Here is a 26000-nt window from a genome sequence, read left to right as displayed (position 1 = left end):
ATAATTCCCCTCCTGTGGTATGATAGGAGGGGATATTTTAGTAAAATCTTTATGGAGGATATTATGTTTAAAATTAATTATGATAAGGATCAGATACTACAGGTAATTGATAACATAGTGAGAAAAACCATGACAATGGATATGACATGGGAATGGCCTTGCGGTGTAGCTTATTATGGCATTGCAGAGGCCTATGAAATTACAAAAAATAAAGAGTATTTAGAAATGTTATCAGATTTTACTGAAGAATATATTGCACTTGGACTGCCGGAATGGAATGTCAATACCTGCGCTATGGGACATGCAATGATTACACTTTATGAGGCAACCAATGATGAAAAATACTGGGAAATAGTATTGAGCAAAGTAGATTATCTTAGAAACCATGCACTCCGCTTTGGTGATCGTGTGCTTCAACATACAGTATCTGATAAGAATGATTTTCCGGAGCAGGCTTGGGCAGATACTCTTTTCATGGCGGCATTCTTTTTGTTGCGAGTAGGAATCAAGTTAAAGGATAAAGAAACAATAGATGATGCACTGAATCAGTATTACTGGCATATCAAATATCTGCAAGATCCGGCAACCAGTCTTTGGTATCACGGATATAATAACATAAATAAGGATCATATGTCAGGTTTTTACTGGGGTAGGGCAAATGCATGGGCAGCCTATACGATGTCTCAGGTAGGAAGAAGACTTCCAGAGGCTTATTTATACCCAATTTATATGGATATTGACTGTGCATTAAGGGATCAGCTTGGAGCAATTAAGCTGTTGCAAACCGAAAATGGTTTATGGAGAACCATATTGGATGATGTAGAAGCCTATGAGGAAGTATCAGCTTCCTGCGGAATTGCAGCAGCAATGGTTACGAATAAGAATCCATTGCATACCAAGTATATCCAAAAGGCATTAGATGGAATACTTAAGAATATTACAGAGGATGGAAGGGTACTTAATGTGTCAGGCGGAACAGCTGTGATGAAAGACAGAGATGGATATAGAAATATACCAAAGAATTGGATTCAAGGCTGGGGACAAGGGCTTGCCCTTTCCTTTTTAACAGCAATTATAAATGATAAATAAAAAAGTATAAAAGGAGAATCAATAAATTATTATGATTTTCCTTTTACCATTTCATCTTTGGTGCTGCACAATTATTTTCACGTATGGCAGCTCTTAATTCTACAAAGCAGCCACATACCCGGCACATACCTTGATAGTAATCAGGACATGTAATGCAGATTTCCAAACGACGCTCGTATTCTACCTCATTTACCTTAATTTCCTCATCCAGATTATTAATATATTCATATAAATGTGTAAAATACTCAGCATCCGGAAAGTCTTTCAGAAGACATTTCTTACAGATACGATTCGTTGTCGTGTCACTCATATTTTTCTCTCCCATAGAATTTAAATATTGTTTCTTCGTTAACTGATCAAGAAAAACAAATACTCGCATTGTTCGTGCTTGTTTTTCTTTTGATAAGTTACAGTAACAGTATAGCATTTTTTTAGTTTTTTTCAATTTGTGTTATAAATTGTATATAACAAAAATATAAATAGAGTAGCAGATTTATGAAAATGTAAAGTGGAGGGGAATGTATTGGAGCTCATTAAAAAAAATATACATATGAACGGATTAAAAGGAAAAGCTGTCAATCAAATTACCTTAGAAGACGACTATAATGTACCGGATAGTAAAGCAGATGTGTTAAAAATTATACAAGATGATAGTGAAATCATTGTAACGGAGGTTAAGGCGGCTGATGGGCATGCACTGGTAAGAGGTAAGCTGAAATTTAGTATTCTATACGTAAGTGATTCTCCGGAAGAAAAAATACAAAGCTTATCAGGTGAAGTCCCTTTTGAGGAAACGATTAATATTGAGGGGGCTATGGATGGCGATAGTATTAAAATGAAATGGGACACGGAAGATTTTAATGTATCGCTAATCAATTCCAGAAAGATTAGTATTAAGGCCATTGTGACCTTTATCCTTTGTATAGAACAAATCGTAGATGAAGAAACAACAGTGGATGTTGTTGGAGAAGATGATGTTCAAAGCTTGAAAAAGGGAATGGATATTATAGAGCTTGCAGTTAATAAGAAAGATATTTTTAGAATTAAGGATGAAATTGCAATTAACTCTAACAAACCGAATATTTACGAAATTGTATGGTATAACTGTCAATTAAGAAATCTGGATGCAAGGCTGATGGATCAAAGTATTTCTATTAAGGGTGAGCTGGATGTATTTGTACTATATAAAGGTGAGGATGAAGAGCGCTCTCTTCAATGGCTTGAAACTTCGATTCCATTTAGTGGAACTGTAGATTGCAGCGGTTGCAATGATGGTATGATAGGAGACATTGAGATTTCACTTGAACATTGTGAAATTGAAGCAAAGCCCGATTATGATGGCGAACAAAGATTAATTAACGTAGATTGTGCATTGAATCTGGATATTAAATTGTATGAAGAAAATCATGTTGACATTATAGCAGATGTATATTCACCTCATAAGGAACTAACGCCCGTAACACAGGAGGGTAATTTTGAAAGTCTTGTGGTGAAGAATTTTGCAAAAGCCCGCGTTACCGACAAGGTTAAGATTCCGAATAATCAAGCAAGAATATTACAGATTTGTCATACGACAGGTGATGTTAAAATTGATGAGATTATTCCGATTGAGGATGGAATCAGCGTAGAAGGTGTGATTGAAGTAGTGATTTTATACATAACCGCTGATGATAATGTTCCCTTTAATGTTATAAAGGGAGTTATTCCATTTAACCATATTATCGAAGCAAAAGGAATGAATGACACTTCCATAAATAATGTAAGGGCAGATTTAGAACAGCTTACAAGTACTATGATTGACAGCGAAGAGGTAGAAGTCAAGGCAGTTATTAATTTAAATGCCATCGTACTAAATAAAATGACGGAGAATATTATTACAGACATTAATGAAGAACCTTTGGATTATTCGAAACTGGAAGCGTTGCCGGGTATAGTGGGTTATGTTGCGAAAAGTGATGATACTTTGTGGAAACTTGCCAAGAAATATTATACTACTGTGGATAAAATTAAAGAGACAAATGATTTAAACAATGATTTTATCAAGATGGGAGACAGCCTGATCATTGTAAAAAGTGTATAGTTATAAGAGAGGCAGACACCCTGAAACAATTAACAAAAAAGCAAGATGTGTCATTCCATATTGTCTACAGTCTGAAAGCGCCAGTTTTTTAGAAACTGGTGCTTTATTATGTGTGTCAGGCATGACTCTAATCTAGCTAGTGAAAGTCCAGTCATGGGTATTTACCGTCAAGTGTAGCGAACCATAAGTTAGTATCAGTAATGGTATGGATGTAGGAAGTGATGTATCATTCTTGAGCCTACAAACACAATCTTGATACACTAATTACAAAAGTCAATAAAAATAGACATTAAAAGCTTTATCTTGCATAAAATAGTAAAAAAAAGCATATATTGTCGTAAAATAGTTATCGACAAACATTGCAATTTATAAAAAAAATAGTTATAATGTATACAGAATACAACAAAGCTATGAAATATGGGCACTGGAGGAAAATGATGGAACAATTAAAACTAAAAGCTCTTGCAAAAATCAATTTAGGTCTTGATGTTGTAGGAAAAAGAGAAGATGGCTATCATGAAGTGCGAATGATTATGCAGACAATCAATATGTATGACCGGATAGCAATTAAAAAAATAAATGAGCAGGAAATTAAGGTCAAAACTAATTTATATTATTTACCAAATAATGAGAATAATTTAGTATATAAGGCTGCTAAGCTGCTCATTGACGAATTTAAGATACAGCAAGGAGTTAGTATTAACCTTGAAAAATATATTCCTGTGGCAGCCGGAATGGCTGGAGGAAGTTCAGATGCAGCAGCAATTTTGATTGGCATTAATAAAATGTTTAAGCTTGGTTTGACTAGAAAGCAGCTTATGGAACGTGGCGTTAGAATTGGAGCGGATGTTCCCTATTGTATCATGAGAGGGACGGCGCTTGCAGAAGGAATTGGGGAGAAGCTTACACCTCTAAAACCAATGCCAAAATGCTACGTACTGATTGCAAAGCCCGGAATCAGTGTATCGACCAAACTTGTATATGGCAATCTGAAAGCAGATGAAATTTCACATCATCCGGATATTGATGGAATGATAGAAGCAGTCAACAACAATGACCTAACAACAATTGTTGATAAAATGGAGAATGTATTAGAGGGAGTAACAATTAATGAATACCCGGTTATTGAGGAAATCAAGAATATGATGAAAGCAAACGGAGCTTTAAATGCTATGATGAGCGGAAGCGGACCGACTGTATTTGGAATTTTTTCAGATTATGCAAAAGCAAAACGGGCATTTCAAATTATAAATGCGAATCCACAAGTAAAGCAGAGCTATTTAACAAGTGTATATAATAATAGGAGGTAAGGTTTAATGAGCGACATATTAAAAGTAAACATCAACGAATATCTACCACTTAGAGATGTAGTATTCAACACATTAAGACAAGCTATATTAAAGGGAGAATTGCTGCCGGGGGAGCGTCTGATGGAAATTCAACTGGCACAGCGTTTAGGCGTAAGCAGAACTCCGATAAGAGAAGCCATTCGTAAATTGGAGCTGGAAGGTTTGGTAACAATGGTTCCAAGAAAAGGAGCAGAAGTAGCAAAAATAACAGAAAAAAGCTTACGGGATGTATTAGAAGTGCGAAAAGCATTAGAAGAGCTTGCGATGCAAATAGCTTGTGATAAAGTAACTGACAGTGAAATAAAAGATCTCGAAATTGCTCTGGAGGAATTTAAGAAAGCAATCAATTCGAAAGAATTAACTTCCATTGCTGAGGCAGATGTAAATTTTCACGATGTCATCTATAATGCTACTAATAATGAGAAATTAATTCTTATTTTGAATAATCTGCGAGAACAGATGTATCGATACCGAATTGAATACATTAAGGATTATAGCAGCCATGGCAGACTGATTAAAGAGCATGAAACAATGATTGAATGTTTAAAAAATCATGACAAGGAAAAAGCAACTATTGCAATATATAATCATATAGACAATCAGGAAATGGCAGTTGTAAATAGTATTAAAGAAAACGAATAAGATTCACTTTATATGTCAATACTTCCAATATATTACATAAGGGGGTATTGAAATGAAAAAAATAAAAAAAGTCTTTATCATATTTACTATACTTGTAACAGGAATCGTCATTGTAGATCAGATGGGGTTTAGTCAGGCTAATTATAAGGGTACATACAATCAAACAGAGGAGGATGAACTCCAAAATTCTCTTGCTCAGAAAATAATCCGCTTCCATGTTATTGCTGATAATGACAGTGATGCTTCTCAAAATCTAAAGCTTAAGGTGAAAGATAAAACTCTGGACTATATGAAAAATCTGCTTCATGGTGATGAAGATTTGGATGCGACACGGAAAATCCTTGAAGAAAATTTATTAAATATTGAAAATTTTGCATTAGAGGTTGTGAAAAGTGAAGGATACGAATATAATGTAAGTGCAGATTTTGAAACCTGTTATTTTCCAATTAAGGAATATGGAAGTCTGATTTTTCCGGCAGGTGATTATGAAGCGCTTAGAATCAAGCTTGGTAAGGCCGAAGGCAGAAATTGGTGGTGCGTTATGTATCCGAATCTTTGTTTTGTAAATGGCGCATATGCAGTAGTCAGCGATGAAGTGAAAGAAACTTTAGAAAACATGCTTACACCAGATGAATATCACATGCTTTTAGATGGAAGTAAAACAAGAATATCATTTAAATATTTAAATTTTTTGAATCAATAAAAACGCAGTCATTCTTTTTGAATGACTGTTAAGTCTTGAAAAATAATCCATTTGATTAGCCAGCCACTTGTAATAAAAATAATGAGAGAGAATGAAAGTGGAGAATATCATGAGTTTAATCGTTAATGAATTAGAAGAATCTATGATCAAAGAAGCACCAATCGGAGTATTTGATTCAGGAGTCGGAGGTTTAACCGTTGCCAGAGAAATTATGAGTCAGATGCCAAATGAACGTATTGTTTATTTTGGAGATACTGCAAGAGTTCCCTACGGAAGTAAATCGCAGAATACTATTATTAGGTATGCAAGACAGATCATTCGCTTTCTTAAAACCAAACAGGTTAAGGCAATCGTAATTGCGTGCAATACGGCAAGTGCTTATGCCTTAGATACTGTTGAAGCAGAGCTTGACATACCAATTATAGGCGTAGTAAAGCCTGGAGCAAAAGTAGCAGCAGAAACAACAAGAAATGGAAAAATAGGTGTAATTGGAACAGAAGGAACGATAAACAGTGGTATGTATTCAGAATTTTTATATTTAAGAAATTCCGAATTAACCGTTGTAGGAAAGGCGTGTCCGTTATTTGTACCTTTAGTAGAGGAAAACTGGATTAAAGACAGTGTCACAGTTGAAGTCGCAAAAAGATATTTAAGCGAACTAAAGGAATCTGAAATTGATACCCTCATATTGGGCTGCACTCATTATCCTCTGATTCGCTCCACTGTTAGACAAGTAATTGGTGATGGTGTTACATTGGTAAATCCTGCTTATGAAACGGCTCTTGAGCTAAAAGAGCTGCTAGAAAAGAAAAAGTTGATTAATACAAAACCTCAGAAAAATGATGGTTCAGGTTATGAATTTTATGTCAGTGATGCCGCAGACAAATTTAAACAGTTTGCCAATTCCATATTGCCATATGATATAGCAACCACCAAATTAATAAATATAGAAGATTTTTAAGCAGTAACTTTTTGTCATGTAAAATGTGCAAAAGAAATTACCACCGATGGAGGTTAAAATGACAAAAGATGTAATTCTAAGTATATCAGGTCTTCAATTTGACCATACTCAAATAGATGCTGGAGAACCGGTCGAAATCATTACAATTGGAGAATACTATAAAAAGAATGACAAGCACTATATTATGTTTAGTGAAGTAACCGAAGGGTTTACAGGAACTACAAAGAATACTTTAAAGATTAGTAAAGATACCCTTGATATTACGAAAAAGGGAGTGACTAACGTACATATGATATTTGAAAAAAATAAAAAAAATATCACCTGTTATAATACACCCTTTGGTAATCTGATGGTTGGTATTGCTGCGAAAGATGTAATTATTGCAGAAGAGGAAGAAAATATTGATGTGAATGTAGATTATACACTATACATTAATTATGAGCATCTTGCAGAATGTAGCATAGCGATTAATATAAAATCAAAAGATGCCAAAAATTTTTCACTGGAACAGTAGAGCCACATAATAAAAATATAAAAAGAAAAGATAAAGAGCTGATTCAATTGAACAGCTCTTTAATGGTTTTATTTTTTATTTTTGTCTTTCGTAAATTTTGAAGTCATTCTTTTGAAAAATCCCTGTTTCTTAGCAGGAGCTTCCAAAGGACCGCGTACACCCTTTACACTAGTAATATAAATACCGCTGACTACTGCCTTTACTTCCTTTTTTAATGGAACAAGATCAAAAATCTTTTCATCACATATTAAAGTCATAACCTTAGGACCCACCTTAGCTTTTACAATTGGTAGTTTAGAGCCGCGAAGCAGCCTTGGTGTCTGATCTAATACCATAGCAGGTAATCCTGCTTCCTTTAGTTTCATCCTCTTTTTATCAATAATTAACATTGTTACATTCTGTTTTGCTGCTTCAATCTGTTGCTGCTGCGCCGTCTGCTTTTTCTCCAGCCTTTTGCCAAGAAAATACAAAACAACTAAAATGGCAATCAGTACAACTAAAACGATAATTAAAATTTTTGCCACGATATATCCTCCTTAAATTAACCTACATAAGCCATATGTGTGATGGGTAAACACACTGCCCTAATCTATATTTTAGCATTGTTTTGGACAAAGTTCAAGTAGTTACATACGCAACCAAAAGTAAGAAGTAATTGACAACCCAGAGTAAGAAGTATTATAATAACCACATTGTTATTATATAGAAAGACGATGACGGAGAGAGTAGATTTTTTTGAAAGTCAAAGCGAACTGGTGATGGTGCAAGACCGGTACAAGTAGAAAAAGTTGAATATCACTCCTAAGTTGCAGGCTGAAAGTAATATTTAATATTATGATTAAGTACTGACGGTTTTCCAACGTTAACAGGAATGCGTATAGAGATATTTACAAGCGTAAATATTATAAGTATGTAAAATAGGTGGTATAACGAAATGATAAGTCTTCGTCCTGTTTTAGGATGGAGTTTTTTTGTTTTATAGAAATAATTTTATTATGCAAATAATAAAGTAAAATACTATAAAAGAAAAAGTGCTCCGTGAGTACACACTTCACAGCTAGTATGTATGTTGTTTTAACCTGTTCAGGCATGGGCATGTCAGCTAAGCTCACACTTAAAGTGAGACATAACGGAAAATTAAAAAGATTTATATAATGGAGGTAATAATTTTGTACGAAAAAGTATCGGCCAATCTCAATTTTGTTGAGAGAGAGAAAGAGACGGAAAAATTCTGGAAAGAGAACAAAATATTCGAAAAGAGTATGGAAAGCCGTAAGCAGGGGGAAACCTACACGTTCTACGACGGACCGCCGACCGCAAACGGTAAGCCACATATAGGGCATGTACTGACTAGGGTGATAAAGGATATGATTCCTCGATACAGAACGATGAAAGGGTTTATGGTGCCCAGAAAAGCTGGCTGGGATACACATGGATTACCTGTTGAGCTGGAGGTAGAGAAGCTTCTGGGTCTGGATGGTAAGGAACAGATAGAAGAATATGGCTTAGAGCCTTTTATTGAACACTGCAAGGATAGTGTGTGGAAATACAAAGGAATGTGGGAAGACTTTTCTTCAACCGTTGGTTTTTGGGCTGATATGGAAGACCCATATGTAACCTATGATAATAACTTTATTGAGTCAGAGTGGTGGGCGCTTAAGGAAATCTGGAATAAACAATTGTTATATAAGGGTTTTAAAATCGTACCATACTGTCCAAGATGTGGAACTCCGCTATCCTCTCATGAGGTAGCACAAGGTTATAAGGATGTGAAAGAAAAGTCAGCAATCGCCAAATTTCCTGTAAAAGGAGAAGCAGCTTATATTCTGGCATGGACAACAACACCATGGACTCTGCCGTCTAATGTGGCACTTTGCGTTAATCCTAAGGAAACCTATGTAAAGGTAAACAGTGATGGAAACATCTATTATCTTGCACAAGCACTGTGTGACAAGGTATTAGGAGAAGACAATTATCAAATCCTTGAATCATGTCTTGGAAAAGATTTGGAATACAAGGAATATGAGCCTTTATTTTCATTTGCAAACGAAATCTGCGAAAAACAGAAGAAAAAAGCATTTTATGTGACCTGTGATAATTATGTAACCTTGACAGACGGTACGGGAGTCGTTCATATTGCACCGGCATTTGGTGAAGATGATGCAAATGTTGGAAGAAACTATGATTTGCCATTTGTACAGCTTGTTGACTCTAAGGGGGAAATGACCAAGGAAACTGATTGGGAAGGCGTATTTTGTAAAAAAGCCGATCCAAAGGTGTTAAAAGCATTAGAAGATAAAGGTCTGCTCTTTTCGGCACCCAATTTCGAACATAGCTATCCACATTGCTGGAGATGCGACACGCCTCTCATTTATTATGCAAGAGAGTCCTGGTTTATCAAAATGACAGCAGTCAAAGAGGACTTAATTAAAAATAACAATACCATCAACTGGATACCGGAAAGCATAGGAAAAGGACGTTTTGGAGACTGGCTTGAAAACGTTCAAGACTGGGGAATCAGCCGTAACCGATATTGGGGAACTCCTCTAAATATTTGGGAATGCAAGTGTGGACACATGCATTCCATTGGAAGCATCGAGGAATTAAAACAAATGTCAGACAATTGTCCCGAGGATATCGAGCTTCACAGACCATTTATTGATGCCGTTACCATTAAATGCCCACAATGCGGCGGGCAAATGAAAAGGGTACCGGAAGTAATCGACTGTTGGTTCGATTCGGGGGCAATGCCATTTGCACAGCACCACTATCCATTTGAAAATCAGGATTTATTTAAAGCACAGTTTCCAGCAAACTTCATCTCCGAGGCCGTTGACCAGACAAGAGGCTGGTTTTACTCACTCCTTGCAGAATCGACCCTGCTCTTTAATCAGGCACCATACAAAAATGTAATTGTACTTGGTCATGTGCAGGATGAAAATGGTCAGAAAATGTCTAAATCCAAAGGTAACGCAGTTGATCCATTTGATGCACTGAATGAATATGGAGCAGATGCCATTCGCTGGTACTTTTACATTAACAGTGCACCATGGCTGCCAAATCGTTTTCATGGCAAAGCAGTAGTCGAAGGACAGCGTAAATTCATGGGAACTCTCTGGAACACTTACGCATTCTTTGTACTATATGCAAATATAGATCAGTTTGACGCGACCAAATACGCACTTGAATACGATAAGCTTGCCGTAATGGACAAGTGGCTCTTGTCAAAACTGCATTCTACAGTGAAAGCAGTTGATGAAAGCCTGGAAAGCTACAAAATACCGGAGGCAGCTAGAGCATTGCAGGAATTCGTAGATGATATGAGCAATTGGTACGTCAGAAGAAGCCGTGAACGTTTCTGGGCAAAGGAAATGCCGCAAGACAAAATTAATGCATATATGACTTTGTATATCTCCTTGGTTACGATTGCTAAAGCAGCAGCTCCTATGATTCCATTTATGACAGAGGATATATACCAAAATTTGGTAACAAATATAGATAAGACAGCACCAGAAAGTATTCATTTGTGCGACTTTCCTAAGGCAGAAGAATCATATATAGACAAAGAATTGGAAAAGAATATGGATTTAGTCCTTAATATTGTAGTGATGGGACGCGCTTGCAGAAATACTGCAAATATTAAGAATCGCCAGCCAATCGGCAGTATGTTTGTAAAAGCACCATTTAAATTATCTGAATTTTACAGTGAAATCATTCGAGATGAGTTAAATGTAAAAGAGGTACAATTTACCGATGATGTAAGAGATTTTACCTCCTACAGCTTTAAACCGCAGCTAAAGACCGTTGGACCAAAATACGGTAAACTGTTAAATCAAATTCGTACAAAGCTTAGTGAGCTAAACGGCAATGAAGCAATGGATGAGATTAATGCAACAGGAGAACTGCATCTTGACATAGACAAAGAAAAGGTTGTATTATCTAAAGAAGATTTGTTGATTGATACTGCTCAGACAGAAGGCTATGTATCAGATGGTAACAATGAAATTACGGTAGTACTGGATACAAACCTGACTAAGGAACTGATAGAGGAAGGATTTGTAAGAGAAATTATAAGTAAGATTCAGACCATGAGAAAAGAAGCTGGATTCGAGGTTATGGATAAAATTATTGTATATCATGATAAAAATGACAAAATTAATGATATATTTACCGGCTTTACAGAGAAAATTAAAAGCGAAGTACTAGCAGAAGATATTATATCAGGTATCACAAAAGGCTATGTTAAGGAATGGAATATCAATGGCGAAACAGTTATGATAGGTGTTGAAAAGCAGTAAAAAGCTGCTGATTAACAAGTTCATGAAAGGAGGTGCCCTAAAAGAGCTGATGTTTCAGCATCATTGTTTGATGCTGTACATGTTATGGCTTGTTTTGGGGCATCTTTGTTATTATATCGTATATTCTTTGCGCATTCGATGTTCACATATAGGAAGTTTTTAATACTTTCTATATGTAGAAACGTATACTTTGTTTTATAAAAGAGTGCACAAAATAAAGGAGGAGTCCATATGTATAATGAACAATTCGAGAAAGAAAAGTTTAAGGCAAGTGTAAAGGACAGTGTTAAAAATCTATTTCGAAAAACCATTGACGAAGCATCACCTTTGCAAATTTTTCAGGCAGTGGCGTATGCAGTGAAAGATGTTATTATTGATAATTGGTTAGAAACGCAGAAGGGATTTGAAGAGGAAGATCCCAAATTTTTATATTATCTGTCAATGGAATTTTTGATGGGAAGAGCACTGGGTAATAATTTGGTGAATTTAAGAGCATATACGGAGGTAAAGGAGTCTCTTGAAGAACTTGGAATTGATATTAATCTTATAGAGGATATGGAACCGGATGCCGCACTTGGAAACGGTGGGCTTGGAAGACTTGCCGCCTGTTTTTTGGATTCGCTTGCTACACTTGGCTATCCTGCATATGGTTGTGGAATCCGATATCATTATGGAATGTTTAAACAGAAGATTGAAAATGGCTATCAGACAGAAGTTCCGGATTACTGGTTAGAGCATGGAAATCCGTTTGAATTAAAAATGAGTGAACATGCAAAGATTGTAAAATTTGGTGGTTATGTAAGAATTGCAACGGATATGAATGGGAGAACAAGATTTATACAAGAAGGTTATCAGTCAGTTCGGGCAGTGCCATATGATATGCCTATTACAGGATATGGAAATCGATTTGTAAATACATTAAGAATCTGGGATGCAGAGGCAATTACCAGCTTTCAATTAGATTCATTTGATAAAGGAGATTATCAAAAGGCAGTAGAGCAAGAGAACCTTGCTAGAATTATTTGCGAGGTCTTATATCCCAACGATAACCATTATGCTGGAAAGGAATTAAGATTAAAGCAGCAATATTTCTTTATATCTGCCAGCGTTCAGACTGCTATAGAGAAATACAAAAGCACACATGAGGAAATTAGAAAGTTTTATGAAAAAGCAACTTTTCAACTCAATGATACCCATCCAACAGTGGCAGTGCCAGAGCTAATGCGTATTTTAATGGATGAAGAAGGATTAAATTGGGATGAAGCGTGGGAAGTAACAACCAAAACCTGTGCGTATACCAATCATACCATAATGTCAGAGGCTCTCGAAAAATGGCCGATTGAGCTGTTTTCGAGATTGCTTCCCAGAATTTATCAAATTGTAGAAGAAATTAACCGCAGATTTATTTTGGAAATTCAGCAAAGATATCCGAATAATCAAGAAAAAATAAAAAACATGGCTATTATATATGATGGTCAGGTTAAAATGGCACACTTGGCAATCGCAGCAGGTTATTCGGTCAATGGCGTTGCTAAGCTTCATACAGAAATTCTTAAAAAGCAGACATTAAAGGATTTTTACGAAATGATGCCTGATAAATTTAATAATAAGACAAATGGTATTACACAAAGAAGATTTTTAATGCATGGAAATTATCTGCTCGCTGACTGGATTACCGAGCACATAGGGAAAGAATGGATCATAGATCTGCCAACGATCAATAAGATTGCTTTATATGCAGAAGATGAAAAAGCGCAGCAGGAATTCATGAATATTAAGTATAAAAACAAAATAAGACTGGCTAAATACATTAAGGAGCATAACCAGATTGAGATAGATCCTCGCTCTATCTTCGACGTACAGGTAAAAAGATTGCATGAGTATAAAAGACAGCTTCTAAATATACTTCATATTATGCATTTATATAATCAAATCAAAGAAAATCCAGATATGGAATTTTATCCAAGAACTTTTATTTTTGGAGCAAAGGCAGCAGCAGGCTATCAAAGAGCCAAACTTACGATTAAGCTGATTAATTCTGTTGCTGATGTGGTAAATAATGATCAGTTGATCCATAATAAGATTAAGATTGTGTTTATTGAAGATTATCGTGTATCAATAGCTGAATGGATATTTGCTGCCGCTGATGTCAGCGAGCAAATATCAACTGCCAGTAAAGAAGCATCGGGAACAAGTAACATGAAATTTATGCTAAACGGTGCGCTTACTCTTGGCACAATGGATGGAGCAAATGTTGAAATTGTTGAAGAGGTTGGCAGTGAAAATGCCTTTATATTTGGACTGTCCTCTGATGAGGTAATCCAATACGAAAATGAGGGAGGTTACAATCCTATGGATATCTTTAACAATGATCAGGATATCCGCAAGGTGCTAATACAGTTGATTAATGGTTTTTATTGTCCTGAAAATCCGGAGCTTTTTAGAGAAATATATAATTCCTTGCTTAATACGAATTCCTCAGAAAGAGCAGATACTTTTTTTATTTTAAAGGATTTTAAAGCTTATGCTCAGGCACAAAGAGCGGTGGAGGCCGCTTATCGGAATGAAAAGGGATGGGCCAAAAGTGCAATGCTCAATACCGCTTGTGCAGGCAAATTTACTTCCGATCGAACAATACAGCAGTATGTGGATGAAATATGGCATTTAGATAAAGTAATATTAAGACAAAAATAAATAAAAAGTAAGTAAATAGTTATATCTGTTTACTTACTTTTTATTTAAATAATGGATAGTTCTGATAGGGCTAAATGTATGCAAATATAAGTTTTGGCGAATAATGCGATAACTTAAGTAACTCACAAAGAATGTTGCTCATAGTTAATTTATTAGGTTTATTACCTCTTTTTTGTTTGACATTAACATAATTTTTTTGCTTATTTAAATTAATTTAAGTTTACACATGTAAAAAATAATGCTATGATAGATTTGAGAAATAACAATAAATAACAATTTTAAGAAATGAAGGAAATCGTATTATGATGATAAAAAGTAAAAAATCTAATGACACACATTGGATGGTAAGATTTATTCTATTACAAATTGCATTCCTTTTAGTTTTAAACAGTCTTATTGTTGCTATGAAAATTCATAACTTAACAAGAGAAATTTTTTTGTGCTCATTATTTGTTATTTTGTATATTTGCTTTAGTATAGCTTTTTTGAAAATTTTTAAAAGAAGTAGTAATAAGAAAATAAAAATTAAGTATAAGAATGAAAGTGGAGAAAAGCCGGAGTATTGGTCTTATCATGACATACTAACAGGATTACCGAATCGTTCTTATTTTGAAAATATTATTCCAATTAAATTATCAGAAGCTCAGCTTATGAATCATAAAGTTACAGTACTATTTATCGGACTGGACAACTTTAAAAAAATAAATGATACATTAGGTCATGCGATTGGTGATTCCATTATCAAAGAGGTGGCAAAAAGATTGTTTTCGAGCAATGATGAGAGCTATGAAACGATAAGGTTTGGTGGGGATGAATTTGTCATTGTAATGTCGGGACATAAGAACTTGTCTGAAATTGAAAAAAGCATTAAAAAAATAAAACAAGCTTTTATGGCTGGTTTTGATGTGAATAAAGAAAAAATTCATTTAACTGCAAGTCTGGGATATGCTGTTTATCCGGAACAGGCGCAGGAGTGGAAGAAGCTTTTGCAATATGCAGACATTGCTATGTACCATGCTAAGTCATCAGGAAAGAATGCAGTTATGATGTTTCATCATGATATGTGTAAGGACATGCAAAACCGAATGATATTAGAACAAAAGATAGTTGAATGCATTAAAAATAATGGCTTTGAAATGTATTATCAGCCACAATATGATTTTTATCAGAACCAGTTTAGAGGATTTGAAGCTCTGATACGTTGGTATGACGCAGAACTGGGATGGATTAGTCCGGCAATATTTATTCCAATAGCCGAAGAAAGCGGAGATATTATAGAAATTGGTGAGTGGGTATTGCGCGAGGTGTGTAACACTTGGGCTAAATGGAAGAAAATGTTTGGTCAAGATGGGGTGATTTCCATTAATGTTTCTGCTGCGCAGTTGACAAAAACAAATTTTGTAGAATTGATCGACCGGGTGATTGTAGAATATAAGATTAATCCAAGCGAAATAGAACTTGAAATTACTGAGAGTGTATTTATAAACGATACAGACAGTATTATTAGTACGCTGAACAGTTTAAAGAATATTGGAGTAAGCTTATCGCTTGATGATTTTGGAACAGGGTATTCTTCCTTAACCTATTTAAAAGATTTGCCAATGGATACTCTTAAAATTGATAAATCATTTATTAATGATATAACTGAAAATAATAGACAAGCAGAGATAACAGATGCATTGATTGAGCTCGTGCATAAGCTAAATATGGAAACTATTGCAGAGGGAGTAGAAACAAAGGAACAATATGATTTCCTCCGTTATATGAAATGTGATAATATTCAAGGCTTTTATACAGGCAAACCAATGGATGAACAAACAGCGGCTCAGTTACTTGAGCAAAAGTGTTATGCATAGTGTAAAAAAACAATATATTTGTCCTGCAACCCATCAATCATTAATGAAAAGATAAAAATAATACTGCCAGTGAACGATAAGTTCATTGGCAGTATTTTATATACTTGAAAATTTTTCTGCATGAGCACTTAGCAAATACTGAAAAGTCTAGGAACTTTTATTTTTGCATATACTGTTAATAAGGAACAGGTGATGCAAAAATGAAAATTTATAACAAAAATGTTTTATTAATTATGGTAACGATAATAATATTACCCTATGTGCTCACAATAATGTTTGAAGGCGGAATTAATTTTGCGAAAGAAGAAAAGGCCAATAGTGAAAAAACAGTAGTCGTCAATGATAATAATGTTCAGATGGAGCTTGATATAGAGCAATATGTCATTGGTGTTCTGGCTTCTCAAATACCAATATCCTACGAAGATGAAGCATTAAAAGCGCAATGTGTGATTGCTAGAACCAGTATTATTAAAAAAATCGGAGGAAGGCAATCGATAAACACAAGTGAGTTAAATTTGGATTACATGAATATTTTAAGTATGGAGGATTACTGGGGTTATGATAAATTCTATGAAAATTATAATCGATTGCAGGAAATTGTAATGGATACGAAAGGAATAATAATAGAGTATGAAGGAGAACCGATTGAAGCTGCATTTCATGCGGTAAGCGTAGGTTCAACCAGAGATGGAGAGCGTGCATTAGAAAGTGACAAATATCCATATTTAAAAAGCGTGAAAAGCGAAGAAGATATTGAATCAGAGGAATACTTAACGAGTGTTACGGTTTCGTTTGAGCAAATGAGTAAATTATTCAATCAAAATGTAACCGTTCTGCCTGAAATATTGTCTTGCGATGAGCTTGGTTATGTAGAAAAAGTAAAAATAAATGATCAGATCATAAACGGAGAAAAATTTAGAAAAACCTTATCACTTTCTTCTGCCTGTATTCAAATGAAACTGAATTCAGATGAAATAAATATAACAGTTAAGGGTAAAGGGCACGGCTTAGGACTCAGTCAATATGGTGCAAATATAATGGCAAAAAAGGGTAAAAGCTATAAAGATATATTGAATTATTATTATCAAAATATCAGTATTGTAAGTGAATAAAATCTAATAATCGGGCAAACCTATGAGTAAAGAGGATAAGTTTTGCTTATTTCTTTAACTTATAGCTGAGGTGATTATTATGATGAGAAGGAAATTAACAGAAAAGTTAAAAAGTAAAGTAACTATTGTTGGAGCGGTAGCATTCATGGCAGTTGCGGCTGCGGTTGTTGGAACGAATATATTATCAATGGACAATAGAAAGGAAGATAACACAAATTTAATTGATTTAAACGAGTTGCCAGACAGTGCATCCAATACGACGGAGGAAGCAAAAGTTAATACTGTTGCAGGAGAAAACATTGAGGCAAATAATTATTCTGCTGAGGAATTTGGTATGGATAATGTAATGGATGCTACAGATGAATATCAGGAAGCATCTACCGATACAGATGAGCTAATAAAAGCAGAAATCGAATTAAAAGATGATGAAAAGCAAGAGGACAATCAAACAAATGAAAATGAGGTAAAGGAAACCACAGCTGATGCAACAGCAGTGAATTTTAAGTCGGATAGCAAAATGACATGGCCGGTTGCAGGAAACGTACTTCTTAATTACAGTATGGATAGCACCATATATTTCGCAACATTGAATCAGTATAAATATAACAGTGCACTCATTATTCAAGGAGATGTAAATTCTAAAGTAGCGTCTGCTGCTAATGGTATCGTGGAAGAAATTTATACAGATGAAGAAACTGGTATTTCCATGAAAGAAGATCTTGGAAATGGTTATAAAGCAATCTACGGTCAGTTAAAAGAATTAACAGTTAAAAAAGGTGATACAATAGAAAAAGGTACAATCATCGGATATATCAGTGAACCCACCAAATATTATAGTATAGAGGGAAGTAATGTATATTTCAAGGTGATAAAAGACGATACTCCGATCAACCCATTAAATTTCTTAGAATAACTAGGAACGAAGAAATACCTTTTGAATATAATAATAGTATAAATGTAGTAAACCCTCCAACGAGAAGCTACATATCTAAAAATATGCAATCGATTTTTTTTACTTTAGATTCTCGTTGGATTGACAGGGTGTAATACATCGATACCATACTAGATTGATCGATTGCTTTAGATAGAATGAGGGGCATTTTAAAAAATGCTCCTTATATTAATTTTTCACGAGTTCAAGGGAATATAAGAGCATTTGATAAATGCCGTAATCATTTTAAACTTACAAAGCTTGTTATGCAGAGAAGCGCTTTACGTCATACAAGAAACGTATTATACTTGAATTATAAGTTTTTAAAATTAGGAGAAGCCAATGAATTATACATATATTTTAAAATGCAGTGATAATACCTTGTACACAGGTTGGACAAACAATCTGGAGAAAAGGCTGGAAGCTCATAATAATAAAAGAGGAGCCAAATACACAAAAGCAAGAATTCCGGTTACTTTAGAATACTATGAAGTCTTTGACAGTAAAGAGGAGGCATTGAGGCGGGAATGTGAAATTAAAAAACTAACTAGAATGCAAAAAGAAAAATTAATCCTCTCTAAAAAGCCATAACTCTAAGCAAATAAATTTAATTGCTTAGAGTTATGGCTTAACAAGATTTCATAAAGTTATAAACTGACTGGCATAACGGCTACAAAGTAATACATTAAAATAAAATGACATATGCTTCCGCCCATAACAAAAAGGTGGAAGATTTCATGAGAGCCAAAGGAAGAATGTCTGGAATTAAATATAGGCAATTTCAAAGCATATATAATACCGCCTATTGTATAAATAATACCGCCGGCTAAAAGCCAGAAAAACGCTGCATTTGATAGCGCATTAACAAGAGGTGTGAAAGCAATTACACACACCCAGCCCATTGCAATGTATAGCAGAGAGGAAAACCATTTGGGGCAGGTAATCCAGCATCCTTTAATTATGATGCCAAGAGTTGCAATTGCCCAAACAAGTAGAAATAGCATTTTTCCTGTTCTGCCTCCAAGTACAACAAGACAAATGGGGGTATAAGAACCAGCTATCAGTACGAAAATCATCATATGATCCAGCTTTCTTAATAAAGTATTTGTTTTATCTGACAAATTAAAAGAATGATAAGTGGTGCTGGCTCCATATAATAATATCATGCTCATGATGAATATTGCCAAGGATATTGTGTGAATGCGGTCTGGTGCATTAGCTGCCTTGATTAAAAGGGGAGTTGCTGCAAAAATAGCCATAAGCATTCCGATAAAATGTGTAATTGCGCTGCCAGGGTCTTTGGGTTTAAATTTCATAAATAAGCTCCTTTCAAATACGTATGTGACAAATAAAACCAAGTGTACAATTTCGGATAGCACACAACGTAGTAATCAATACTACTTGTAGTATATGTATATACTACACCGTGATACATGAAATAGCAAGTAAAATTTTGCTAAATAGTGTTACGAATCAATCTTGTAATAAAGTATTATTTATAGTAATATAGTAGTGTATCAAAGCTCGTATCTAATAAGAGTTTTAATACACTACAATTGCAGAAAAGGGGGACTTGATGTGTATGAAATGTTTTGGCTAATCCTATTTGTAATATTGCTTATCATAGAAATTATTACATTAGGATTAACAACAATTTGGTTTGCAGGCGGATCACTCGCAGCATTTGTTGCGACTGTCTTTGGCGCTTCATTGGGTATACAGATAACATTGTTTTTTTTAGTATCACTTTTGCTATTATTTGTTACAAGACCAATAGCAATGAAGTATTTAAATAAAAATAGAATCAAAACCAATGCTGAAAGTCTTATTGGAAAGACGGCAATCGTAACAGCAGATATTAACAATATAAAAGGTGAAGGCAGTGTTGTTATAGGTGGACAGGAATGGACAGCCAGAAGTGCTGACGAAACTAAGACCATAGAAAAAGAACGGTTGGTTATGATTAAGGAAATCAGCGGTGTTAAGCTTATCGTTGAGGAGAAAAAGGAGGAAAATAAATCATGCAATTTCTAGTATTAATATTAATCATTGTAATTTTAATTATATTGGCATCATGTATTAAAATTGTTCCACAGGCTCAGGCTATGATATTGGAACGCTTAGGAGGATATCAGGACACTTGGGGTGTAGGTCTGCATTTTAGAGTACCATTCATTGATAGAATTGCAAAAAAAGTGATTTTGAAAGAGCAAGTGGTTGATTTTGAACCACAGCCGGTTATCACAAAAGATAATGTAACTATGAGAATTGATACAGTAGTTTTTTATCAGATTACAGATCCAAAGCTATATGCATATGGAGTGGAAAATCCACTTATGGCAATTGAGAATTTAACTGCAACGACGTTAAGAAATATCATAGGTGATTTAGAGTTGGATGAGACATTAACATCAAGAGAATTAATCAACACTAAGATGAGAGTGTCATTAGATGTAGCAACTGATCCATGGGGAATTAAAGTAAATCGAGTTGAGTTAAAGAATATCATTCCACCGGCAGCAATTCAGGATGCGATGGAGAAACAGATGAAAGCAGAACGCGAGCGAAGAGAATCAATCCTAAGAGCAGAAGGAGAGAAAAAGTCAACTATTCTAGTTGCAGAAGGCCATAAAGAATCTGCCATTCTTGATGCAGAAGCTGAAAAGCAGGCAGCTATTCTTAGAGCAGAGGCTAAGAAAGAAGCTACAATCAGGGAGGCTGAAGGTGAAGCGTTGGCAATCGCAAAGATTCAGCAGGCAAAAGCTGACGGTATTCGATTCCTGAAAGAGGCAGGCGCTGATGCCAGCGTATTACAGTTGAAGAGCTTGGAAGCTTTTGAAAAAGCAGCAGACGGAAAAGCTACTAAAATTATTATACCATCTGATATTCAGAATATGGCAGGAATGGTAAAAGCAATTACAGAGGTTGCCAAAGAAAATTAAAAAGCAAATGGTAATGAAGGTAAGAGCTAGAGGTATATTTGATAAGCGGTGGCGGATTAATAATCCCTGCCGCTGTTTCTTTCATATAATTAGTAAAATTCCTCCTGAAATTGCCGCTACATTAAAGGAGAATGAGTATGAACCCTGTCATAGATTTATCAAAGGAATACGGAATTGTATTAGAAGGAGGAGGAGCAAAGGGCGCCTATCAGATTGGTGCCTGGAAGGCCTTTGAGGAAGTGGGAGTAAAAGTAAATGCGGTTGCAGGGACCTCAGTAGGAGCACTCAACGCTGCTATGATATGCATGGGAGATTATAAGAAAGCTGAAGAATTATGGGAAAACATTTCTTATTCAAAAGTAATGAAGGTTGATGATCACATTATGTCACAGGTATTTCAGGGAAAGCTTGAAATATCAGAGGCATTAAAGCATTCATTGCGGCTGTTTGTGGATGGAGGAGCTGATATCACGCCACTAAAAGAACTGATTGCCCAAAATATTGATGAATCTTGTATTCGAAATGGAAAGATAAACTTTTATTTACTCACCTTTTCGATATCCGAAATGAAAGAGCTTGATTTGGATATGAAAGAGGTTGAGGAAGGGAGGATGCAGGATTTACTTTTGGCAAGCGCCTATCTGCCAGTGTTTAAGAATGAAAAGTTACATGGTAAAACCTATATGGATGGAGGAATGTTTAATAATGTGCCTTTAGAATCTCTTGTGAAAAGAGGTTATCAAGACATAATTGTGGTTCGTATATTTGGAATCGGCAGAGAAAAGAAAGTCAAACTGCCAGAAGGAGTTACGGTTTTATCAATTGAACCCAGAGTAGATCTTGGAAATATACTGGATTTCGACTCCAATAAAAGCAGCCGAAACATTAAAATAGGCTATTATGATGCAATGCGTCTGATTTATGGGTTGAAAGGAAAAATATATTATATTGAAGAAAATCAAGAAGAGTGTTATTATTTAAAGCAACTGATTCATATTTCAGAAGACGAAAAAAAGAAGCTTTGTGAGTATTATAATATTGAGGACAAAAAAGAGATGCTTACCAGAAACTTTGTTGAGCGTGTACTTGCAGCCATTGCATTGGAACTTAAATTAGGTAAAGAGTGGTCGTATTGTGAACTGTATTTGAGTATTCTGGAGGCTGCTGCTAAGATTTTAAGAGTACAAAAGTATAAGATATATACAGTGGAGGAATTTAGAAAAGAGGTTTTAAATAAAATAAATTCAGGGATGGGTACGTTTGAGTTACCTGCATTTATAACAGTAATAATAAATCATTCAGAGAATTAAGTAGGAGGATATTATGAACTTAAAGGGAAGACATTTTTTGACATTAAAGGATTTTACACCGGATGAAATTGAATATTTAATTAATCTATCAGCAGATTTGAAAGAAAAGAAACAGATGGGAATATTGCCAAAACAATATCCAGGTAAGAGTATTGCACTGATTTTTGAAAAAACAAGTACCAGAACTAGATGTGCTTTTGAGGTTGCCGCACATGATTTGGGACTTGGCACTACTTATCTTGATCCAAGTGGTTCTCAAATCGGTAAAAAGGAAAGTATTGCAGATACTGCAAGAGTGCTGGGAAGGATGTACGACGGAATTGAATACCGTGGTTTTGGACAAGAAATCGTAGAAGAAATTGCCAAATATGCTGGTGTTCCGGTATGGAATGGTTTGACCAATGAAGACCATCCGACACAGATGCTTGCTGATTTGCTTACGATAAGAGAGCATTTAGGAAAACTAAAGGGTGTAAAACTGGTTTATATGGGTGATGCTCGTTTTAATATGGGAAATTCTCTCATGATTGCATGCGCGAAGATGGGAATGCACTTTGTTGCATGTGCTCCAAAGAAGTATTTTCCAAATGAGGAGCTTGTTAAGGAATGTATGGAGTTGGCGAAATCGACAAGCGCTAAGATAACTCTTACTGAGGATGTTGCTGAGGGCTGCAAGGATGCGGATGTTATCTATACAGATGTATGGGTATCAATGGGAGAGCCTGCCAAGGTTTGGGAAAGCAGAATAGAGGAATTATCTGAGTATCAGGTAAATAAGAAGACAATGAGTTATGCAAAAGCAGATTCCATATTTATGCATTGCTTACCGGCTTTTCATGATTTAAAAACAACAATTGGTAAGGAAATGAATGAAAAATTCCAGGTTAATGAGATGGAGGTTACTGACGAAGTATTTGAATCGAAGGCTTCTGTCGTATTTGATGAAGCAGAGAATCGTATGCATACTATTAAAGCAGTTATGATGGCAACACTTGGAGAATAGAAGAGGTAACCATTCTGTCTGTCAAAAAGTGAGTAAAGTGCGCGGTTGGAGGCAGATATGAAATCAAAAATCAAAGATAATTATTTCATATTGGATGTTACGAATGTAATATTATGTACTGTTATGCTTGGAATGTCAATTATTGCATTAATTAATATAGAAAATAATGCTGTTTTGTTTCCTTATATTATTTTAATGGGAGCAATAGTAAATATATTGGCTGGACTTAAAAGAGTGATACAAGTGAATAAAGGGAAAATATATCTGTTTGGAGGAATTTTTCTTTTTGTCATATCACTGATGCTATTTATGGGTTTTGGAGGCTTTTGATTTGAAAACAAAGATATTAACTTTATTAAAAAATACGGATTCCTATTTGTCTGGTCAAGATTTATGCAATCAATTTGGCGTTTCAAGAACGGCAGTATGGAAAGCAATTAATCAATTAAAAGAGGAAGGCTATGTTATTGAAGCCGTCCCTAATAAAGGCTATTCTTTAAAAGAGTGCCCGGACGTTCTTGCCTATAGTGAAATAAAGTCTGTGTTGACGTCAAAATGGGCAGGACAGGAATTATTTTGCTTTGATACGATTGATTCCACTAATACAAAGGCTAAACAGTTGGCAGAGGAAGGTGCGAATCATGGAGCCTTAGTCGTTTCTGATAACCAGTCAGGAGGCAAGGGGAGAAGAGGAAGAAGTTGGGAATCACCGGTGAGCACTGGTATATTCATGACACTTATTTTAAAACCCAGCTTGAATCCGTCTGATGCTTCTATGTTAACTCTGGTTATGGCAATTGCGGTAGCTAAAGCATGTAATAAATTGACGAAAGATTCGTGTTTTATCAAATGGCCAAACGATATTGTATTAAATCGTAAAAAGATTTGCGGTATACTGACCGAGATGAGTGCAGAAATGGATTACATTAATCATATAGTGATAGGAATTGGCATCAATGTCAATATGGATACTTTTCAAAATGAGTTAAAAGAAAAAGCTACTTCAATTAAAATTGAAAATGGGTATCCTGTCAAACGGGCTGAATTAATTAATCAAGTTATGCTGTGTTTTGAAGAGGAGTATGAGATTTTTATGATGCATCATACTCTGGAAGCGCAGAAAGAAAGATACAATAATATGTTAGTTAGTTTAGATAAAGAGGTAGTTATTATGGAACCATCCAAAGAGTTTATTGGTATCGCGAGAGGAATCAATTCCAAGGGCGAACTAATGGTAGAAAAAGAGGATGGACAGATGATGGCAATCTATGCCGGAGAAGTATCAGTAAGAGGAATTTACGGTTATGTATAAGATAGAAGCCTCAGTCCATGGACATATGTAATGTGAAATAGTTGTATGATAGGAAAGGAACAAATTTATGTATCAGGACAAAGTGATTCTATGTGGCTCTAATGCCTATGAGAAAAAGTTTTACTTAAATGAAGATTTTGAAGCCTTGCCGCAAGGGATCAAGGATGAGCTTAAAATCATGTGTGTGCTTTTTACGGAAGAGGTTGGAGGAATTATAACGCTTGTTTTTGATGAAAAAGGGAATCTTAATCTGGAGGTTTCTGCTGATGAAGACGATATACTTTATGATGAAATAGGTAGTGGCCTAAAGATTAAGGAAATTCAGAGAACTAAGGCCGAGATGATGGAAGCACTTGAGTTATTTTATAAGGTTTTCTTTTTAAATGAAGAACTGGATTTGGATGCGACAAAGGAGAGATAAGATGCTATTAGTAATTGATGTAGGAAATACAAATATAACACTTGGTATATTCTCAAAGGAGGGGTTGATTGGCAACTTCCGTCTTACTACAAAGATGCCAAGGACCTCCGATGAATACGGCATTGATATTTGTAACTTATTGGAGCATAGAAATTTTACAATAGGGGATATTGAGGATGTAATTATTGCATCTGTTGTGCCAGATATTATGTATTCGCTTAATAGTTCAATCATTAAGTATTTTCATATAGAACCTATTATAGTAGGACCTGGAATTAAGACGGGTATTCGTCTTGCAATGGATAATCCAAAAGAAGTTGGAGCAGATCGAATTGTGGACGCAGTTGGTGCATATGAATTATATGGAGGGCCGGTTATTATAGTAGATTTTGGTACAGCTACCACCTATGATTTGGTGACGCAAGAGGGCGCCTTTACCGCAGGAGTAACTGCACCGGGTATTAGTACATCTGCTAAGGCCTTATGGCAAGATGCTGCAAAGCTTCCTAAAATAGAGATTAAAAAACCGGCCAGCATTTTAAGCAAAGAGACTATATCAAGCATGCAGGCTGGAATTGTATATGGGTATATTGGACAGACGGAATATATTATATCAAAAATGAAAGAGGAAAGTAAGCTTGAGGGAATCAAAGTTGTAGCGACGGGTGGACTGGGCATCATAATAGCACAGGAAACAAGCCTGATTGATATTTATGATCCCACATTGACGTTAAAAGGCTTACAATGCATTTATAACCGTTGTAAAAAAAGCTAAAAGGGTGT

The 26000-nt window shown here is 35.2% G+C and carries 24 protein-coding genes; 21 read left to right on the top strand and 3 right to left on the bottom strand.

Annotated features, from left to right (window positions below):
* The first annotated feature begins 63 nt into the window (after positions 1–63).
* Positions 64–1089, top strand: coding sequence for a glycoside hydrolase family 88/105 protein (locus tag C8E03_RS11780; protein WP_110291163.1), 1026 nt, complete (start codon positions 64–66; stop codon positions 1087–1089).
* A 43-nt stretch (positions 1090–1132) separates the two neighbouring features.
* Here the strand turns inward: C8E03_RS11780 and C8E03_RS11775 are convergent, their stop codons facing one another.
* Entirely contained in the window at positions 1133–1399 is a 267-nt protein-coding gene (locus C8E03_RS11775) for a DUF6171 family protein (protein ID WP_094377796.1), read from the bottom strand.
* Between the two features lie 213 nt (positions 1400–1612).
* Here C8E03_RS11775 and C8E03_RS11770 point away from each other — a divergent pair, with 213 nt between their 5' ends.
* From C8E03_RS11770 to C8E03_RS11745, 6 genes are all read left to right on the top strand, one after another.
* Complete coding sequence (locus C8E03_RS11770; RefSeq protein WP_094377795.1) at positions 1613–3169, top strand: DUF3794 and LysM peptidoglycan-binding domain-containing protein; 1557 nt, start codon at positions 1613–1615, stop codon at positions 3167–3169.
* Positions 3170–3606: 437 nt separating this feature from the next.
* Entirely contained in the window at positions 3607–4479 is an 873-nt protein-coding gene (ispE, locus tag C8E03_RS11765) for a 4-(cytidine 5'-diphospho)-2-C-methyl-D-erythritol kinase (protein ID WP_094377552.1), read from the top strand.
* Between the two features lie 6 nt (positions 4480–4485).
* Complete coding sequence (locus C8E03_RS11760) at positions 4486–5160, top strand: GntR family transcriptional regulator (protein ID WP_094377553.1); 675 nt, start codon at positions 4486–4488, stop codon at positions 5158–5160.
* A gap of 52 nt (positions 5161–5212) precedes the next feature.
* Positions 5213–5863 carry a stage II sporulation protein R gene (gene spoIIR, locus C8E03_RS11755; protein ID WP_110291134.1) on the top strand — a complete coding sequence of 217 codons (651 nt, stop codon included), beginning with the start codon at positions 5213–5215 and terminating at the stop codon, positions 5861–5863.
* A gap of 109 nt (positions 5864–5972) precedes the next feature.
* On the top strand, positions 5973–6824 hold the full coding sequence (murI, locus tag C8E03_RS11750) for a glutamate racemase (protein ID WP_242993502.1): 852 nt from the start codon (positions 5973–5975) through the stop codon (positions 6822–6824).
* A gap of 58 nt (positions 6825–6882) precedes the next feature.
* Positions 6883–7338, top strand: a complete 456-nt coding sequence (locus tag C8E03_RS11745; protein ID WP_094377555.1) for a DUF1934 domain-containing protein — start codon at positions 6883–6885, stop codon at positions 7336–7338.
* A gap of 68 nt (positions 7339–7406) precedes the next feature.
* On the opposite strand, the gene C8E03_RS11740 is transcribed toward C8E03_RS11745, so the two are convergent.
* Positions 7407–7865 carry a hypothetical protein gene (locus C8E03_RS11740; RefSeq protein WP_094377556.1) on the bottom strand — a complete coding sequence of 153 codons (459 nt, stop codon included), beginning with the start codon at positions 7863–7865 and terminating at the stop codon, positions 7407–7409.
* 642 nt (positions 7866–8507) lie between these two features.
* On the opposite strand from C8E03_RS11740, the gene ileS reads away from it, so the two are divergent.
* The 6 genes from ileS (at position 8508) to C8E03_RS11710 (ending at position 18820) form a co-directional block, all read left to right on the top strand.
* Positions 8508–11636, top strand: a complete 3129-nt coding sequence (gene ileS, locus C8E03_RS11735) for an isoleucine--tRNA ligase (RefSeq protein WP_110291133.1) — start codon at positions 8508–8510, stop codon at positions 11634–11636.
* A 231-nt stretch (positions 11637–11867) separates the two neighbouring features.
* Positions 11868–14330: a glycogen/starch/alpha-glucan phosphorylase gene (locus tag C8E03_RS11730; protein WP_110291132.1), complete on the top strand. Its 2463-nt coding sequence runs from the start codon at positions 11868–11870 to the stop codon at positions 14328–14330.
* Positions 14331–14632: 302 nt separating this feature from the next.
* Complete coding sequence (locus C8E03_RS11725) at positions 14633–16186, top strand: putative bifunctional diguanylate cyclase/phosphodiesterase (RefSeq protein ID WP_094377559.1); 1554 nt, start codon at positions 14633–14635, stop codon at positions 16184–16186.
* A 200-nt stretch (positions 16187–16386) separates the two neighbouring features.
* Positions 16387–17298 carry a SpoIID/LytB domain-containing protein gene (locus C8E03_RS11720; protein ID WP_094377560.1) on the top strand — a complete coding sequence of 304 codons (912 nt, stop codon included), beginning with the start codon at positions 16387–16389 and terminating at the stop codon, positions 17296–17298.
* Between the two features lie 79 nt (positions 17299–17377).
* A complete protein-coding gene (locus tag C8E03_RS11715; protein WP_094377561.1) occupies positions 17378–18211 on the top strand; it encodes a M23 family metallopeptidase in 834 nt (277 codons plus the stop codon).
* 360 nt (positions 18212–18571) lie between these two features.
* Positions 18572–18820 carry a GIY-YIG nuclease family protein gene (locus C8E03_RS11710; protein WP_094377562.1) on the top strand — a complete coding sequence of 83 codons (249 nt, stop codon included), beginning with the start codon at positions 18572–18574 and terminating at the stop codon, positions 18818–18820.
* 56 nt (positions 18821–18876) lie between these two features.
* On the opposite strand, the gene trhA is transcribed toward C8E03_RS11710, so the two are convergent.
* Complete coding sequence (gene trhA, locus C8E03_RS11705) at positions 18877–19545, bottom strand: PAQR family membrane homeostasis protein TrhA (protein WP_094377563.1); 669 nt, start codon at positions 19543–19545, stop codon at positions 18877–18879.
* Between the two features lie 271 nt (positions 19546–19816).
* Between trhA and C8E03_RS11700 the strand changes: the two genes are divergently transcribed.
* The 8 genes from C8E03_RS11700 (at position 19817) to C8E03_RS11665 (ending at position 25992) form a co-directional block, all read left to right on the top strand.
* On the top strand, positions 19817–20263 hold the full coding sequence (locus C8E03_RS11700) for an NfeD family protein (protein ID WP_330410796.1): 447 nt from the start codon (positions 19817–19819) through the stop codon (positions 20261–20263).
* Positions 20251–21171 carry an SPFH domain-containing protein gene (locus tag C8E03_RS11695; protein WP_094377565.1) on the top strand — a complete coding sequence of 307 codons (921 nt, stop codon included), beginning with the start codon at positions 20251–20253 and terminating at the stop codon, positions 21169–21171. The genes C8E03_RS11700 and C8E03_RS11695 overlap by 13 nt, the downstream gene beginning before the upstream one ends.
* 137 nt (positions 21172–21308) lie before the next feature.
* On the top strand, positions 21309–22481 hold the full coding sequence (locus C8E03_RS11690) for a patatin-like phospholipase family protein (protein WP_110291131.1): 1173 nt from the start codon (positions 21309–21311) through the stop codon (positions 22479–22481).
* A gap of 13 nt (positions 22482–22494) precedes the next feature.
* Complete coding sequence (argF, locus tag C8E03_RS11685) at positions 22495–23484, top strand: ornithine carbamoyltransferase (protein ID WP_110291130.1); 990 nt, start codon at positions 22495–22497, stop codon at positions 23482–23484.
* A 57-nt stretch (positions 23485–23541) separates the two neighbouring features.
* Positions 23542–23814: a hypothetical protein gene (locus C8E03_RS11680; RefSeq protein WP_094377568.1), complete on the top strand. Its 273-nt coding sequence runs from the start codon at positions 23542–23544 to the stop codon at positions 23812–23814.
* 1 nt (position 23815) lies between these two features.
* Positions 23816–24796, top strand: a complete 981-nt coding sequence (locus C8E03_RS11675) for a biotin--[acetyl-CoA-carboxylase] ligase (RefSeq protein ID WP_094377569.1) — start codon at positions 23816–23818, stop codon at positions 24794–24796.
* Between the two features lie 67 nt (positions 24797–24863).
* Positions 24864–25217, top strand: a complete 354-nt coding sequence (locus C8E03_RS11670) for a DUF6145 family protein (RefSeq protein WP_110291129.1) — start codon at positions 24864–24866, stop codon at positions 25215–25217.
* 1 nt (position 25218) lies between these two features.
* Positions 25219–25992 (top strand): type III pantothenate kinase, encoded by a 774-nt coding sequence (locus C8E03_RS11665; RefSeq protein ID WP_094377571.1) that lies wholly within the window; start codon positions 25219–25221, stop codon positions 25990–25992.
* Positions 25993–26000 lie beyond the last annotated feature (8 nt).

Origin of the sequence: Lachnotalea glycerini, assembly GCF_003201285.1 — a bacterium.
GTDB lineage: Bacteria > Bacillota > Clostridia > Lachnospirales > Lachnospiraceae > Lachnotalea > Lachnotalea glycerini.
The sequence above is the reverse complement of the archived record's forward strand: the minus strand, read 5'-3'. Positions and strand labels throughout refer to the sequence as shown.